The 17,595-nt window shown below is 36.1% G+C and carries 11 protein-coding genes and 1 CRISPR repeat array; of the genes, 7 read left to right on the top strand and 4 right to left on the bottom strand.

The window, feature by feature from the left end; all coding sequences use genetic code 11:
• The first annotated feature begins 66 nt into the window (after nt 1–66).
• The 7 genes from ABEB23_RS05630 to cas2 all read left to right on the top strand — a co-directional run bounded on the left by ABEB23_RS05630 (nt 67) and on the right by cas2 (nt 12,202).
• Entirely contained in the window at nt 67–2,364 is a 2,298-nt protein-coding gene (locus tag ABEB23_RS05630; RefSeq protein ID WP_348811461.1) for a LamG-like jellyroll fold domain-containing protein, read from the top strand.
• Entirely contained in the window at nt 2,262–3,326 is a 1,065-nt protein-coding gene (locus ABEB23_RS05635; RefSeq protein WP_348811462.1) for an exo-alpha-sialidase, read from the top strand. The genes ABEB23_RS05630 and ABEB23_RS05635 overlap by 103 nt, the downstream gene beginning before the upstream one ends.
• A 59-nt stretch (nt 3,327–3,385) precedes the next feature.
• The gene (nagA, locus tag ABEB23_RS05640) at nt 3,386–4,510 is read left to right on the top strand and encodes an N-acetylglucosamine-6-phosphate deacetylase (RefSeq protein WP_348811463.1); all 1,125 of its coding nucleotides are present in this window, start codon (nt 3,386–3,388) and stop codon (nt 4,508–4,510) included.
• A 63-nt stretch (nt 4,511–4,573) separates the two neighbouring features.
• Complete coding sequence (gene nagB, locus ABEB23_RS05645; protein WP_348811465.1) at nt 4,574–6,511, top strand: glucosamine-6-phosphate deaminase; 1,938 nt, start codon at nt 4,574–4,576, stop codon at nt 6,509–6,511.
• A gap of 390 nt (nt 6,512–6,901) precedes the next feature.
• Nucleotides 6,902–10,963, top strand: coding sequence for a type II CRISPR RNA-guided endonuclease Cas9 (gene cas9, locus ABEB23_RS05650; RefSeq protein WP_348811466.1), 4,062 nt, complete (start codon nt 6,902–6,904; stop codon nt 10,961–10,963).
• 2 nt (nt 10,964–10,965) lie between these two features.
• Complete coding sequence (gene cas1 / locus ABEB23_RS05655; protein WP_348811467.1) at nt 10,966–11,862, top strand: type II CRISPR-associated endonuclease Cas1; 897 nt, start codon at nt 10,966–10,968, stop codon at nt 11,860–11,862.
• A complete protein-coding gene (cas2, locus tag ABEB23_RS05660) occupies nt 11,855–12,202 on the top strand; it encodes a CRISPR-associated endonuclease Cas2 (RefSeq protein ID WP_348811468.1) in 348 nt (115 codons plus the stop codon). Before cas1 ends, cas2 begins: the two co-directional genes overlap by 8 nt.
• Before the next feature lie 117 nt (nt 12,203–12,319).
• Nucleotides 12,320–13,651: a CRISPR direct-repeat array (repeat unit 46 nt; unit sequence GTTGGGAATTATAAGCTAAAATACAATTTTGAAAGCAATTCACAAC).
• A 163-nt stretch (nt 13,652–13,814) separates the two neighbouring features.
• Here cas2 and ABEB23_RS05665 read toward each other — a convergent pair.
• The 4 genes from ABEB23_RS05665 to ABEB23_RS05680 are packed head-to-tail and all read right to left on the bottom strand — an operon-like array spanning nt 13,815 to nt 17,547.
• Nucleotides 13,815–14,354 (bottom strand): TetR/AcrR family transcriptional regulator, encoded by a 540-nt coding sequence (locus ABEB23_RS05665; RefSeq protein ID WP_348811469.1) that lies wholly within the window; start codon nt 14,352–14,354, stop codon nt 13,815–13,817.
• Nucleotides 14,355–14,389: 35 nt separating this feature from the next.
• The gene (pcaF, locus tag ABEB23_RS05670; RefSeq protein ID WP_348811470.1) at nt 14,390–15,598 is read right to left on the bottom strand and encodes a 3-oxoadipyl-CoA thiolase; all 1,209 of its coding nucleotides are present in this window, start codon (nt 15,596–15,598) and stop codon (nt 14,390–14,392) included.
• Nucleotides 15,595–16,134: an FUSC family protein gene (locus ABEB23_RS05675; RefSeq protein ID WP_348811471.1), complete on the bottom strand. Its 540-nt coding sequence runs from the start codon at nt 16,132–16,134 to the stop codon at nt 15,595–15,597. The genes pcaF and ABEB23_RS05675 overlap by 4 nt, the downstream gene beginning before the upstream one ends.
• A gap of 39 nt (nt 16,135–16,173) precedes the next feature.
• Nucleotides 16,174–17,547 (bottom strand): 3-oxoacid CoA-transferase, encoded by a 1,374-nt coding sequence (locus ABEB23_RS05680; RefSeq protein WP_348811472.1) that lies wholly within the window; start codon nt 17,545–17,547, stop codon nt 16,174–16,176.
• Between the last annotated feature and the right edge of the window lie 48 nt (nt 17,548–17,595).

The raw sequence follows: 17,595 nt of genomic DNA on the forward strand, positions 1-17,595 counted from the left end.
GCCAAAAATCGTTCCTGATTATAATCTTACGCTTTACTAACCAATTTTAACCAAATATTAAAAAATATGAAAAATGTATTACTTTCTTTTTGTTTGTTTTTTATGTGTTTATACGGTAATAACCTAAAAGCACAAAGTGGTAAGGTCTTAAACCTTAATGGAACCAGTACTTATATGACGGTAACTGATCATACCGATTTAGATTTTGGCTCTGGCGAGAATAAAACAATCAGTTGTTGGATAAAAACAACCACTACAAGCGGAACTCCTCGCATTTTTGCTAAAAGAAATGGAGCTTCTGGCAACGGATATGAATTTTGGACCGGCAATGGTACAAATGCCGGTAAGTTTGCGATGAATATGCAAGGCACTGGTACCCCTAACAGTATAAGTACGGCAGGCTATTCTACAAATTCCATTGCTGATGGAAATTGGCATCATATCGCATTGGTATTAGATGCTTCCAGTAACAGAACCGTCTATGGTTATGTGGATGGTGTTTTAGCCAATACCGGGAAAACCTTCACATCCATTTCTTCTGATTTTTCCAATGCTCTAAACTTTGTTATAGGAGCCACATCTGACACTAATAACAATTTCAAATGGGCAGGGCAAATTGATGATATCCGGGTTTGGAATAAAGCAATGACCGCTGCAGAGCTGATAGCTGACATGACCACAGTTGTAAATGGTCCGACTGCGAACCTTCTTGCAGCTTGGGATTTTGAAAACATCAATGGTGCTACTGTTCCTGATGTTTCGGGTAACAACCATTCGGGAACTCTTTTTGGAACACCAACCGTATCGAATGCTTTTCCGATGATTTTGTCTTTAGATGGTATCAATGATTACATGTCTGTTGCCAATCATGCCGATTTCAATTTGGCCGCAGGACAAAGTTTAACTGTTACCTGCCGAATCAAAACCGCCGATTTCTCTAAACGTATTCTGAGTAAAAGACCTAACGGTTCAGGAATTGGTTACGAGTTTATCAATAATTCATCTTCGGGTGGAGGTCAATTTGGAGTTAATTTAACAACAAGCGGCGGTGCAGCAGGCCCTCCTTATGGTACAACAAATATCTCTAATAATTCCTGGCATCATCTTGCAATGGTTGTTGATGTAGCTACTACCAGCTGCAAAATTTATGTTGACGGAACTTTACAACAAACTAAAACAACAACAAATATTGGAGGAATAAACACGGTTTCTAATACCGGAAATTTACTCTTTGGTACACTTAGTAATTTTGCTTCTTATATGAATGCTCAGATAGACGACATCCGTTTTTGGAACAAAGCATTAACATCCGCTGAAATTACCGCTGATAAAATAGCCATTGTGACTGGCTCTGAAGCTAATTTATTAGCCGCATGGGACTTTGAAAATGTAAACGGACTTACTGTTCCCGATATTTCAGGCCATAACCATCCCGGTACTTTAAATGGTGGAGCCACGGTAATAGCGCAGACAAATAGTATGCAAATCAATTCGGTTTCCTTAATCCAAACCGAACTGCCTACGGGAATTGGCGATACGAGCCAACGTATTATTGCTGTAAAAATTACAACAAACGGAACCATAAATCCGCTTACTGTAAACGCTTTAAACTTTACCATGAACGGGACGACTAACATCTCTGATGTTACCAATATCAAAATTTACTCAAGCGGAACTAATTCTATTTTTAATACAGGAACCGCTACATTATTTGGAACTGTAACTCCAGCTGCAGGTAACTTATCCGTTAATGGATCACAAACATTAACCTCTGGAGATAACTACCTTTGGATTACATACGATGTAGCTTCCGGAGCAACTGAAGGAAATCTATTGGACGCAAGCTGTGAATCAATCCTAGCTAATTCGATATTTTATAATACCGTTGCCAGTACCGTTTCTGGTAGCAGGCTAATTTTATTGACTAATACCCTTTTATTCACTCCTGGAGATGCCGGGTCGTCAAATTATCGTATCCCAGCTATCATAACAGCAGCAGATGGCTCATTAGTAACCGTAACTGACAAAAGATGGAATCATGCCGGAGACTTAGCCGCAAAAATTGATCCTGTGGTCCGTCGCAGTACAGATAATGGAAAAACATGGTCTGATCCAGTAACCATTGCTAATTTTGGTGCGCCAACAGGGGTTGGAGATGCCGCATTGGTTGTGGATAATGCAACTGGTGATTTGATTTGTTTACTTGCTGCTGATTTAGGTTTCTTTGCTTCAACTCCAACAAATCCAATTAAAATAAAATATTGCAGAGCACTGATAACGGAGTTACCTGGGGTGCACCAGTCGATATCACCAATCAAATTTATGGTGCCAATTGCAACAATCCTATTACCCAAAATTGGTTAGGAGTATTTGTAGCTTCAGGTAGAGCACATCAATTAAGAGATGGACGTATTGTGGCAGCCATTTGCGTCAGAGAATCAAGTGGAGGAATCAATAATTACATGATTTCAAGTACTGACGGTGGCATCACTTGGATAACTTCTACAGGTATTGCCGAAACAGGAGGTGACGAAGCCAAAATTGTAGAACTAAACAATGGTAATCTAATGATGAGTATTCGCAATTCGGGAACACGCCGATTTAATATATCAACCAATAAAGGCGTTTCGTGGGGTACTGCATACAATCAACCTAATATTACCGATCCAAATTGTGATGGTGACTTTATACGCTACACGTCAACTTTAGACGGATACGATAAAAACCGTTTGCTACACACCATTCCCTTTGCTGGAAACAGAAGTAATGTATCTGTATTAATGAGCACTGATGAAGGAGCGACATGGCCCATCAGAAAAACAATTTTCCCAGGAGCTTCTGCTTATTCCAGTTTAACGGTATTGCCTGATGGAACACTTGGAATCTATTATGAAAATGGGGAAAGTTCCACATATCAAATGTATTTTGCACGATTCAGTCTGAATTGGTTATCTAGTGGTACTGATGTATTTATCCCGAATACTCCCGGCCAATCCGCTAAGCGTACTGGTAGTCTAATTAAAATCAATAATAACTCTGTATCAAGTGCAATTTTGAATGGAGAAGATAACATAGATTCTGAATTGAATATTACTTTAGAACCTAATCCGACGAATGATTTATTGAAGGTTACCATTAATAATGCGAAAGAACAAGTTACTGCTAAAATATCTAATTTATCGGGTAAACTCATTCGCCAGATGACACTAGATAATATGGATACCAAAGAAGTACAATTTTCACTTGAAAATCAAGCCGATGGAATATATCTTTTACAAGTAAGTGACTCAAAAACTACAATTAGTAAAAAAGTAATCAAAAAATAAACCAGTAAGATTACACTTTTTTAAACAGAAATAAGTTAAACACAATTAAACTATAAGAAATGAAAAATGCTATTGTTAACGGGATTGTACATACTGGAGATGAAATAATTACTAATGGCGCCATTATTATAGAAAATGGATTAATCGTTTCGGTGCAAAAAGAAATCCCTAATGATATTCCGTTAATTGATTTACAGGGGAGCCATATTTCAGCGGGTTTTATTGACATCCAAATAAATGGTGGCGAAAAGCATTATTTTAGCCAAACTCCAACAGAAGAAACTATTCAGGATATTTATCTCAGCAGTTTGAAATATGGAACTACCCATGTGCTTCCTTGTCTAATCTCTTCTTCTAATGAAGCAATTCTTAAAGGAATTGAGGCTGTTCAAAACTATAAGGCAAAACACAATAACGGAGTAATCGGCATGCATTTAGAAGGACCATTTTTGAGCCCCTTAAAACGTGGTGCCCACAGTATCAATCAGGTTCGTTTACCAACCAATTCTGAGTTGGAAGAAATCATCCGTTACGGTAAAGACGTGATAAAAGTTATAACGATTGCCCCGGAATGTTTTACTGACGAACAACTGGATATGCTTTTAGAGAGTGGAATTGTTATCTCTGCGGGACATTCAACGATGACCTACAAACAAGCTCAATATTATTTCTCGAAAGGAATTAAATTGGTTACTCATTTGTTTAACGCCATGACTCAATTTGGTCATCGGGAACCTGGTTTGGTTGGCGCAACTTTCGAAAATGAAGCTGTCTATGCCCCTGTCATTTTAGACGGTGCCCATTGTGATTATGCCGCCGCAAGAATAGCATATAAACTAAAGAAAGATAAATTCTTTTTAATCAGTGATGCCGCCTTTTTAGGGCGCAAAATTTCCAAATTTAAATGGGAAGATTTTGAGATTCATCTGGAGAATGGTTTTTACAGAAATGAAGAAGGAAATTTGGCCGGTGCCAGTATTTCGATGATGGAAGCTGTTCAAAACGCTTTCCACCATTTAAATGTATCTGCTGATGAAGCGGTTAAAATGGCTACTTCTCGTGTGGCAAGCGCCATCAATATGGAAAATCAATTGGGCAAAATAAAACCCGGTTTTCCGGCCAGTTTTGTCAAGTTTGATGATAGCCTCTCAAAAATAGAAACCTTGAATTATAATCCGATTTAAACAAGCAACATAAAAATGCTGATCAAAAAAATAACAACATAACTAACTCAAATAAAAATTACAATGAAAAGTGTTTTAGAAATTAAACCTGACATCAGCTATAAAAGTGCCGGTAAATTTGAAGAAACGAGATTCGAAAAAATTCACAATGAAATTTTCAAAAATTCTGTGGAAGCTTCAAAAATTGTTGCGCAGGAAATCGCAGCATTAATTAGAGAAAAACAAGCCAAAAACAAATCCTGTGTCCTTGGTTTGGCTACCGGTTCCTCTCCCATTAAGGTCTATGAGGAATTGGTTCGTATGCATAAAGAGGAAGGTCTAAGCTTTAGTAATGTTATCACTTTTAACTTGGATGAATATTATCCAATGTCCAAGGAGAACCACCAAAGTTATCATTATTTCATGCATCAGCATCTTTTTACTCATATTGATATCAATCCGGAAAACATCAATATTCCTGATGGTACCGTTGCTATCGAAAACCTAAATCAATACTGTGTTGACTATGAAGTAAAAATAAAAAATGCGGGAGGACTTGATTTTCAATTACTAGGAATTGGCCGTACAGGTCACGTGGGTTTTAACGAACCAGGTTCACATATCAATTCAGGAACCAGAATTATTACTTTGGATCATATTACCAGAGTCGATGCATCTTCTGATTTCAATGGTCTTGATAATGTTCCTAAAAGAGCAATTACGATGGGTGTTTCAACAATTCTGAGATCCAAAAGAATTGTGCTGATGGCTTGGGGCCAAAACAAAGCTTCCATTATAAGGAGAACTATTCAGGGTGATATCAGTTCTGAAGTTCCTGCGACATTTTTGCAAAACCACACTAATGCTACTTTCGTTTTAGACCAATCTGCTGCATCAGAGTTAACCCGATTTGAAACGCCATGGTTGGTTGGAGAATGTATTTGGACCCAGGCATTAAAAAGTAAAGCGATTGTTTGGCTATGCCAAAAAACAAATCAATCGATTTTAAAACTGACTGACAGAGACTACAACAACAATGGAATGTCAGATCTTTTGGCACAGGAAGGTTCTGCTTATGATTTGAATATTAACATGTTCAATGTATTGCAGCACACCATTACTGGATGGCCGGGCGGAAAACCCAATACAGATGAATCCCACAGACCGGAAAGAGCAAATCCAGCCAAAAAGAGAGTAATCCTTTTTAGCCCGCATCCTGATGATGATGTGATATCCATGGGAGGAACATTCTCGAAATTAATCAAACAAGGACATGAGGTTCATGTGGTCTACCAAACTTCTGGAAACATTGCCGTTACAGATGATGAAGCCTTAAAATTTGCTGAAGTCTGCAATGATTTTATTGGCACAACAAACAGTGATATTAATTTTCAATCAGTTATTGATTTTTTAAATAACAAAACTGAAAATCAGATAGACTCTCTTGAAGTTCGAAAACTAAAAGGGTTGATCAGAAGAAGAGAGTCCTATGCCGCTACAAGATATATCGGATTAAAAGATGAAAACACACACTTTCTGGACCTTCCATTTTATGAAACAGGCCTTGTAAAGAAAAACCCATTAGGACTGGAAGATATAGCTATAGTCAAAGGCATTATTGACCAAATAAAACCGCATCAGGTCTTTGCTGCCGGAGATTTGGCTGATCCACACGGTACCCATGAAGTCTGTCTGAATGCGATATTTGCTGCAATGGCCGAACTAAAATCAAAACCTTATATGGATGATTGTTGGTTATGGTTGTACAGAGGTGCTTGGCACGAATGGGATATCCATGAGATCGATATGGCAGTTCCTTTAAGTCCGGACGAGGTTTTGTTAAAAAGGCATGCTATTTTATTCCATCAATCCCAAAAAGATCGAGTAATGTTCCAGGGGAATGACTCCAGAGAATTTTGGGTACGAGCGGAAGATCGCAACAAAAATACAGCGAAACTCTATGATGATTTAGGCCTAGCCGAATATGAAGCCATAGAAGCTTTTAAACGTTTTGATTATTAGTTAAAATAAAAAACAGTTGCGAGATTAAGTTCCTGCAACTGTTTTTATTTATCTGGTTTGCACCAAAAGACTGATGCTCCTACCTCAACTCACAATATTTCTGTTGTAATAGTTTTATTAAGGCTATCAAAATATTCTTTTAAATCTCCGCAAAAGAATAAAGTCACCCCCTACTTCCTTATTTTACAAAAAAAAGCGACCCTTGTGAGGCCGCTTTGAATGTTTTCACAACGGAATAATCCTTATTGTGAATTGCTTCAAAATTGTAATGCAAGTATACAACAAAAGTTTTAATATTCTATTGAGGTTTTCCGTAAAGCAGTTAATTTTCTTTTGATTAAATTTCAAGATAATTTTTTTTATTACGTAAAATCATCTAAAAAAATATAAATGAAGAAAATATTGGGATTGGATTTAGGGACAACATCGATAGGATGGTCGTTTATCAATGAAGCAGAAAATAGTGATGAAGTATCAGCAATAATAAATACAGGGGTCCGCATAGTTCCACTCACCACAGACGAGGAAGCTGACTTTAAAAAAGGTAATACAATTTCCATTAATGCAGATAGAACTTTGAAACGTGGAGCACGAAGAGGTTTACAACGTTTTAAACAAAGAAGAGATGCTTTACTAGAGACTTTTAGCAAGATAAAATTCATTCCTACTGATTTTGTTTATGCAGAAACGGGAAAAGAAACTACCTTTTCATCTTATAAATTAAGAGCCAAATCAGCAACCGAAGCTATAACCACAGAAGAATTAGTTCAAGTTTTACTAATGCTTAATAAAAAACGTGGATATAAAAGTAGCAGAAAAGCAAAAACTGCCGAAGAAGGTGAAGCAATTGACGGAATGACTATCGCAACGACACTTTTCGAAAACAATTTAACTCCAGGACAATGGGTTTTCAATTCATTATCTAATGGTGGTAAATACATTCCTGATTTCTATAGATCTGATTTGCAAAAGGAATTAGAAAAAATTGTACATTTTCAAAATCAATTTCATTCGGAAAAAATAAAAAAGCAATTACTGGAAGACATTCAAGGAAAATCAAGAGCGCAAACTTATCAATATTTTACAAGAGATTTAAAAATAGAATTAGCAGAAAACAAGGGAAGTCGAGACGAAACCAAATTACAACATTATAAATGGAGAAATGAAGCTTTAATAAATGAACTTGATTTGAAAGTTTTAGCTTTTGTAATTACTGAAATAAATAATCAAATCAACCAGTCTAGCGGATATCTTGGCGCGATCAGCGACCGAAGCAAGGAATTATACTTCAACAAAGAAACTGTCGGACAATTTCAATACAAACAACTTCAAAATAATACTCATTCAAAACTAAAAAATCAAGTATTCTATCGTCAGGACTATTTGGATGAATTTGAGCGAATATGGGAAACCCAAGCCAAATACCATCCCGAATTAAATGACAAACTGAAATCAGAAGTTCGTGACATTACAATTTTTTATCAACGAAAATTAAAATCACAAAAACATTTAATCAGTCATTGTGAATTTGAAAAAGGACATAAAGCCATTCCTAAATCATCTCCATTATTTCAGGAATTCAGGATTTGGCAAAACATCAATAATATTGTAGTTAAAAACGAAACTACAAAAGAAATTTTTCTTTTAGACGAAGACTTGAAAAAAAATATTGCTCAAGAATTATTGTTTAAAGAAAGCATGACAGATGCTCAAATGTTAACTTTTTGCGAACTAAAAAAAGGAACTCATACCGTTAATTTCAAAAAAATTGAAGGCAACAGAACCAATACTTCTATTTATAAAGCTTTTGAAAAAATACTTGAAGTGGAAGGATATGAAATGGATTTTTTTAAAATGAAATCTTTAGAAATAAAAGAAGCTGTCGTTCCAATATTTGAATCTTTAAATATCAGCACTAATATTTTAGATTTTGACCCGAACATTCAAGGCAATAATTTCGACAAACAACCTTATTATCAATTATGGCATTTGTTGTATTCAGCAGAAGATGATGATTTTTTAAAGAAAAGTTTGATGAGTAAATTTGGTTTCAAAGAAAATCACATTCCCTTTCTTTTAAATATAAATCTACAAGCGGACTACGGTAGTTTGAGTGCCAAAGCTATCAAAAAAATATTACCTCATTTGATGGATGGACAAATTTATGACAAAGCTTGTTTAATGGCTGGCTACAATCATTCGTCATCATTAACCACAGAGCAAAATAACGATAGAGTACTAAAAGATACCTTAGCATTGCTCAAAAAAAACAGTTTACGAAATCCAGTGGTAGAAAAAATCCTTAATCAAATGATTAATGTGATAAATGCTATTATAGCAGACCCACGTATGGGAAAACCGGATGAAATTCGAGTTGAATTAGCTCGTGAGTTGAAAAACAACAACGAACAACGTAGTGAAATGACCAAAGCAATTAACAAAAGCACAGCTGAGCATGAACAAATCAGGAAATTATTACACGCAGAATTTGGAATCCACCGTGTAACCAGAAACGACATAATCCGTTATAAACTTTGGAAAGAATCTGATGGTATTTCACTTTACACAGGAAAACCGATTGAACCTTCAAAGCTTTTTTCTAAAGAATATGATATTGAACACATCATACCAAAATCAAGATTATTTGACGATAGTTTCTCGAATAAAACTGTTTGTGAACGCCAACTAAATATTGATAAAAGCAATAAAACGGCTTATTCATTTTTACAAGAAAAACTTTCTCCTGAGGAATTTGACCAATATCAAAAAAGAATAAAAGGTTTGTTTGGAAAAATAAGCCGCACCAAACAAAGTAAGCTCTTGATGGCAGATAATGAAATTCCGGAAGGTTTTATCGACCGTCAATTAAGAGAAACACAATATATAGCAAAAAAAGCAAAAGAAATCCTTTTAGAAGTTTCGCGAAATGTAACCGCTACAATTGGAAGTGTAACAGATAAATTGCGCGAAGACTGGGAATTAGTGGATGTAATGAAAGAACTAAACTGGGATAAATATCATAAATTGGGATTAACTAAAGAAGAAGAAGGTAAAAACGGAGAACGTTTATACAAAATTCAAGATTGGAGCAAACGAAACGACCATCGTCATCATGCTATGGATGCCATTACAGTTGCCTTCACCAAACCTGCTTATATTCAGTATTTGAATAATTTGAATGCTCGAGATATAAATAACAAAAAAGGTGAATCCATTTTAGGGATAGAATCTAAATATTTAAAGAGAGACAAGAATAATAAACTACGTTTTATAGCTCCTATGCCTAACTTTAGAGAAGAAGCAAAAAAGCAATTGGAAAGCATTTTAATTTCATATAAAGCCAAGAACAAGGTAGTTACAAAAAACAAAAATATTACCAAAATGAAAAATGGTAATAATGAGAAAATACAACTCACTCCTCGCGGACAATTACACAAAGAAACTGTTTATGGAAAACTTCAACAATATGTAACCAAAGAGGAAAAAATTGGTGCCAATTTCACAAAAGAATACATCACAAAAGTAGCTAAAAAACAATATCGTGAAGCATTATTGAATCGTTTAGCTGCAAATGACAACGACCCAAAAAAGGCTTTTACCGGAAAAAATACTTTGGCTAAAAACCCAATTTATTTAGATGCCGAGAAAACAGAAATTATACCTGAAAAAGTAAAAACAGTTTGGTTTGAGGACAATTACACCATCAGGAAAGATATTACACCTGATTTAAAAATTGACAAAGTAATTGATACTGGATTAAAAGCTATTCTTCAAAATCGTTTAAATGAATTTAATGGAGATGCAAAAAAAGCTTTTGTAAACCTGGACGAAAATCCAATTTGGCAAAATAAAGAAAAAGGAATAGCTATCAAGAGAGTTACCATTAGTGGCGTGAGCAATGCACAAGCTTTACATACTAAAAAGGATCACCTTGGAAACGAAATTTTAGACGAAAACGGCAATCCAATTCCTGCTGATTTTGTCAGTACTGGGAATAATCATCATGTCGCTATTTACAAAGATGAAAAAGGTAATTTACAAGATGAGGTAATTTCTTTTTTTGATGCCGTAACTCGTAATAATCTAGGATTATCTATTATCAATAAAAATCACGAAAAAGGATGGAAATTTCTTTTTTCCATGAAGCAAAACGAGTTTTTTATATTTCCTTCCAAAAATTTCAATCCGAAAGATATTGATATTCATAATCCAATTAATAAAGAAATAGTGAGTAAAAATTTATTCCGAGTTCAAAAATTTTCAAAAGTAGAGTACGGTAATACTTCTGTTAGAGATTACGTATTTAGACATCATTTAGAAACAGGAATAAATGACGTAAAAGAACTAAAAGATATAACATACAAATCAATAAAAAGTTTACCCTATTTTGAGGGGATAGTCAAAGTCCGTATCAATCATTTAGGTCAAATTGTTCAACTAGGAGAATATTAGCTATGATAAAGCGTACCCTTTTCTTCGCCAACCCTGCTTATTTGAGCACTAAAAATGAGCAAATTGTAATCTCTTATCCTGACAAGGAGCAAGAAACCAAAACTGTGGCTATTGAAGATATTGGCGTTATCGTTTTGGAAAATCAACAAATCACGATTACTAATGGTTTGCTCGAAAAATTGACGTATAACAATGTGGCTTTAATCAATTGTGACCAATACCATTTACCTGTTGGTTTGTTAATGCCTCTCAATGGGCACACCGAGCAATCAGAACGGTTCAAAAATCAAATTAATGCTTCTGTACCGCTCAAAAAGAATTTGTGGCAGCAAACCATAAGCTCTAAAATCATGAACCAGGCAGGATTACTCAAGGAAAAAGGAATTCCGATGCGAAAAATGGAAATTTGGGCAAAAGAAGTCAGCTCAGGAGATGCACTCAACCATGAATCGCGAGCGGCACTTTATTATTGGCAAAACCTCTTTCCAATAGAAAATTTTACTAGAGGACAGAAAGCAATGGCACCTAATAATTTGTTGAATTATGGCTATGCCATTCTTAGAGCTATTACCGCCAGAGCGATTGTCAGTTCCGGTATGTTACCAACGTTAGGTATTTTTCATCGCAACAAATACAATGCTTATTGTCTTGCGGATGATATTATGGAACCTTACCGACCCTATGTAGATTTAATCGTGAGTCACATTTTGGAAACGGAAGATTCGTTTGAAGAACTAACTGTCAACATCAAAAAACATTTGTTGAGTATTGCCAGTATGGATGTTTACATTGACGGAAAAAATAGTCCGTTGATGGTTGCCATGAGTAGAACCACGCATTCTTTACACGAATGTTTTGAGGGAACAGCACGGAAAATTTTATACCCTGTTTATGTATGACGAATATTACACTCGTTTAAACCAATATAGAAGTTTGTGGATATTAGTATTTTTTGACCTGCCCACCGAAACCCGAAAGGAACGTAAAATAGCTGGTGCTTTTCGCAAGAAACTATTAGACGATGGCTTTTCTATGTTTCAATTTTCTATCTATATGCGTTTTTGTGCCAGCAGAGAAAATTCTGAAGTCCACACCAAAAGAATAAAAAACAACTTACCCGAACACGGCAAAATTGGTGTGATGCAAATAACCGACAAACAATTTGGGATGATGGAGCTTTTTTACGGAAAAAAACCAGTAGAAACGGATAAACCTTCGCAGCAATTAGAATTATTTTAGTTTAATAGGATTAAAAAAACACATAACCCTCTGAACACCAGTAAATAAAACCCATTCCTTTTCTGTTTCAAAATAAGCTCATAACTACCAAGATATCAAACGATTAGATCGCGGTATGTTGGGAATTATAAGCTAAAATACAATTTTGAAAGCAATTCACAACACCAGCCAAACCCGCTTGTATAAATGGATGTTGGGAATTATAAGCTAAAATACAATTTTGAAAGCAATTCACAACAAATCTCCAAGAGTTTTATTCTCAATTGCTGTTGGGAATTATAAGCTAAAATACAATTTTGAAAGCAATTCACAACAGCAAGTAAATGATATTGCCAGTTTGGAAAGTTGGGAATTATAAGCTAAAATACAATTTTGAAAGCAATTCACAACTGCACTCTGCCGTCTGGTGTTTTACCGTGGGTTGGGAATTATAAGCTAAAATACAATTTTGAAAGCAATTCACAACAAGCGATTCAGAACACAAAAGCTCTAACCGGTTGGGAATTATAAGCTAAAATACAATTTTGAAAGCAATTCACAACTAGGCGCGACAGTTCCGTTGCTGTTAAAGGTTGGGAATTATAAGCTAAAATACAATTTTGAAAGCAATTCACAACTAATTCGTCGTATTGTTGCGAGGCTTTAGCGTTGGGAATTATAAGCTAAAATACAATTTTGAAAGCAATTCACAACATTTGCTTTAAAATACTCGGACTCTTCCTTGTTGGGAATTATAAGCTAAAATACAATTTTGAAAGCAATTCACAACATAAGGCTCGTTTAAATGTGCAACATTTCCGTTGGGAATTATAAGCTAAAATACAATTTTGAAAGCAATTCACAACATCATGTGTTTGATTTCTAAAATCAGAACTGTTGGGAATTATAAGCTAAAATACAATTTTGAAAGCAATTCACAACATTTGCTTTAAAATACTCGGATTCTTCCTTGTTGGGAATTATAAGCTAAAATACAATTTTGAAAGCAATTCACAACAAAAAGACCTAATGCAAACCGAAATGATGGTTGGGAATTATAAGCTAAAATACAATTTTGAAAGCAATTCACAACCACGAAACGGTATTATGGTTTGCCAAGTTGGTTGGGAATTATAAACTAAAATACAATTTTGAAAGCAATTCACAACATTGTAGATGTCTTCCTGACCGATATTTTTGTTGGGAATTATAAGCTAAAATACAATTTTGAAAGCAATTCACAACATTACAGAAAACTTCAATCAAATTAAAGAGTTGGGAATTATAAGCTAAAATACAATTTTGAAAGCAATTCACAACAGAGCATCAACAAGAAAATTTACAGGCTAGTTGGGAATTATAAGCTAAAATACAATTTTGAAAGCAATTCACAACACAACAAACTTTTTAATAAAAAAAATAGTGTTGGGAATTATAAGCTAAAATACAATTTTGAAAGCAATTCACAACGCTCGGGAACGTAGCGAGTTCTTTTATTAGGTTGGGAATTATAAGCTAAAACACCATTTTAAAATATAAATCATCAAACTCTGATAAAAATAAAAAACAGTTGCGAGATTAAGTTCCTGCAACTGTTTTTATTTATCTGGTTTGCACCAAAAGACTGATATTCCTACCTCAACTCACAATATTTTTGTTGTAATAGTTTTATTAAGTCACTTTCCGTTTTTGAATCCATTTGTTGAGATGCAAAATGTTTCCACATTCCGTCAATATAAATAAGTAATAATTCGGCTTCCAAAGTTGGGTTTTCATAATGCAATTGCGAAAAAGCTAACTTTAATTTTTCGTAACACGGTTTCATAAAAGCATCATGGTACTTTTGGGAAAGCGAATTAAGCGCAATAATTTTATGCTGCATTTCCCAAAAATCCGGATGGGCATCGACCAAAATTTGCGGAACCTCAACAATTTTCAGAATGTAGTCCAATCCGTTTTCGTCATTTAAATAGTTCCCTATCAATTTTGTGGCTTCTTGGTACCCATTTTTGATAATTTCCTCCAGTAATTTATCTTTAGTACCAAAATGCCTAAAAATCAATGCTTCTGAAGTTTCTGCCTCAGAAGCGATCGATTTTGTAGATGTCGCCCTTTCCCCATTTTCTGTGAATAGCTTTAGGGCAGCCTCGAGTATGTCCTTTTTTTTGCTCATCAGGAAATTATTTAGATTGTGAGCGTTTATAAAATTTAAACTCGCTCAATAATTACAGCATAACCTTGCCCGACACCAATACACATGGTTGCCAAAGCATATCTTTTTTCTAAACGTTGCAAGGATAAAGCTGCGCTATGTACGATTCGGGTTCCCGACATCCCCAACGGATGACCTAACGCAATGGCTCCTCCGTTTACGTTAACTCTCGCATCATTGTCCTGAAGCCCCAAAGCTCTTGTGCATGCCAAACCTTGAGCTGCAAAGGCTTCATTCAATTCAATAATATCAATATCATGTAATGTCAATCCGGCTTTCGCCAAAGCTTTTTGCGTGGCTGTAACAGGACCTATTCCCATAATGCGAGGTTCAACACCCACAACCGCTGAACTTACAATTCGTGCCAATGGTTTCAAATTGTATTTTTTTACAGCCTCTCCAGAAGCAATAAAAGTCGCTGCTGCTCCGTCATTCAGTCCCGATGCATTTCCTGCCGTAACCGTTCCTTCTGCTTTGAAAGCCGGTTTCAGTTTAGCCAAGGTTTCTAAAGTTGTAGAAGATCTTACAAATTCATCTTTAGAAAAAACAACAGGTTCCCCTTTTCGTTGCGGAATACTAACGGGTATAATTTCTTGGGCCAACACACCATTTTCTTGTGCTTTGGTTGCTTTCATTTGTGAATTGTAAGCAAAAACATCCTGATCTTCACGACTTATATCGTATAAATCCACTAGATTTTCAGCTGTAATTCCCATCGGATCTGTACCGTACATTTGTTTCATTTTTGGATTTACAAAACGCCATCCAAAACTGGAATCTTCCATCTTTGAGTCTGTTCCATACGCTTTTGATGATTTCGAAATCACCATTGGACCATGCGTCATGTGCTCAACTCCACCGGCAATAAAAATATCACCATCTCCTGCTTTGATTGCTCTTGATGCCCCGATTATGGCAGACATTCCTGATGCACATAAACGGTTAACGGTTTCTCCGGGAACGGTAACTGGTAATCCTGCCAATAATGACGCCATACGGGCCACATTGCGATTATCTTCTCCCGCCTGATTGTGACATCCTAAAATGACATCGTCAATTGCATCAGGGGGAATATTTGGATTTCGATCGACCAATTCTTTTATGACGATGGCTGCCAAATCATCTGCTCTCACAGCAGATAATGTCCCGCCAAAGCTGCCTATTGGCGTTCTGATTCCATCAATTATATACGCTTCTGTACTCATTTTTTAAATTTTAAAATTGTTAAATCCTGCTCGGGAAGATTTGCTTTTTTCCTCAAATAGTTGATAATGGACGTGGTAACAACGGTTATCGATAAGCCAATAAAACATCCTGTTGTTACCGATATAAAACGTTCCACCGCTGCTAACCACGAGATTTGTGTCTGTTCATGAATTAACACAATAATCAGTGCTACAATTGCTGTTCGCGCCACAGTCATCAGATTAAACAAATAACAAGTGGCAATCGAAAGAATAATTCCTAATACCACCATGTAAATGTTTGGATCATGAATAAGAAAACAAATCAATCCTATACCGGAACCGATTAAATTTGATTTAAACCTTTCAATAGACAATCGATGTGCGTCCTTGGCTTCCGGCGAAATCACCAGAATAATCGAAAGTAAGGTCCAATACAATTCATATTCTGGAAAACCCAGATACAATTGGTAACCAATCAAAAAACCTATGATGCATTTAAAACCATAAATAATCAAATCAGAACCAATACTGTATCGCACTAATTTATTGAACATCTGTTTATTTTATGTTAGCTTATCAGAATAGAAAAAAGCTTATACTTCTATCCCAACAATATGTTTTGAAGACAGTTGTTCGACAAATGTCGCTTCTGTTTTTTCACGAACTTCTTCTAAAGTTGCTCCCGGCATTAATTCTGTTAATGTCAGTTTGTTGTTAATGTATTTGAAAACGGCTAATTCCGTAATAACCATATCCACAGAATGCAAGGTAGTCAGAGGTAATTTACAACTAGGCACCACCTTAGAACTTCCGTCCCTGTTGTTGTGATTCATTGTGATGATCAGCGTTTTTGCACCAGAGGCCAAATCCATCGCGCCTCCTACACCCAATAAAGGCTGTCCTGGAACAGCCCAATTGGCCAAATTAGCATCTTCATCTACCTCTAACCCTCCCATTATAGCGATATCAACATGTTTTCCACGTATCATGGCAAAGGATTCTGCACTATCAAAATAGCTGCTCCCCGGTAAAGCGGTCACTGGAATCTTCCCGGCATTAACCGGATAGTCCATGGCTCCTCCTCCATCTGCGGGTTCCGGACCAACGCCTAACATTCCGTTTTCGGTATGCAAAATAACCCCATGCTCTGGCGTAATTAAATCGGCAACTAAAGTCGGAATCCCGATACCCAAATTAACCACATCTCCTTTTTTCAGTTCCTGCAAGGCGCGTTTAGCGATATTCATACGATCCTCACTCACTTTTTTACCTTTACTCACTGATGCCGATGAACCTAAGTCCTCTAATGTAAGTGTGGCCTGAACTAAATAATCAATATAGCAGCCTGGCGTGTGAATGTAATTGGGATCCAAAGTTCCTTCAGGTACAATCTCTTCGACTTCGGCAATAACCAAATCAGCAGCGGTAGCCATCGCACGATTGAAGTTTTGTTCTGTCATACGATACGTTAAATTCCCAGCAGTATCGGCTTTCCAAGCTCTGATAAAGGCAACGTTTCCACGAATCCCTTTTACAAAAACCTGTTCAACACCGTCAATAACCTTCGTTTCTTTACCTTCTGCGATTGGCGTTCCGGCAGCGGTCGGCGTATAAAAACCTCCTATTCCTGCACCTCCTGCTCGTAAGGCTTCCGCCAAAGTTCCCTGAGGAATCAATTCATATTCTACAATTCCGTCTTGGGCTGCTTTGACAGCTTCCGGATTACTGGTAAAAAAAGAACCAATCATTTTTTTCAATTGTCCGTTTCGCAACAAACGTCCGCCACCGATTCCTGCTTCTCCTACATTGTTCCCAATGAAAGTGATATTTTTGGTTTGCGTTTTCGATAAAGCATCCATTAAATGAACAGGATTTCCTGTCATACCAAAACCTCCTTGCAATAAAGTGTCTCCGTCTTTTACTAATGCAGCGGCTTGTTCGGTTGTTATTTGTGGAACTGTTTTCATATATTTTTAATTATTGTTTTTTTATAGATCTTAAGTAATCAGCCTGGC

Source organism: Flavobacterium maritimum, assembly GCF_040049085.1.
Lineage (GTDB): Bacteria > Bacteroidota > Bacteroidia > Flavobacteriales > Flavobacteriaceae > Flavobacterium > Flavobacterium maritimum.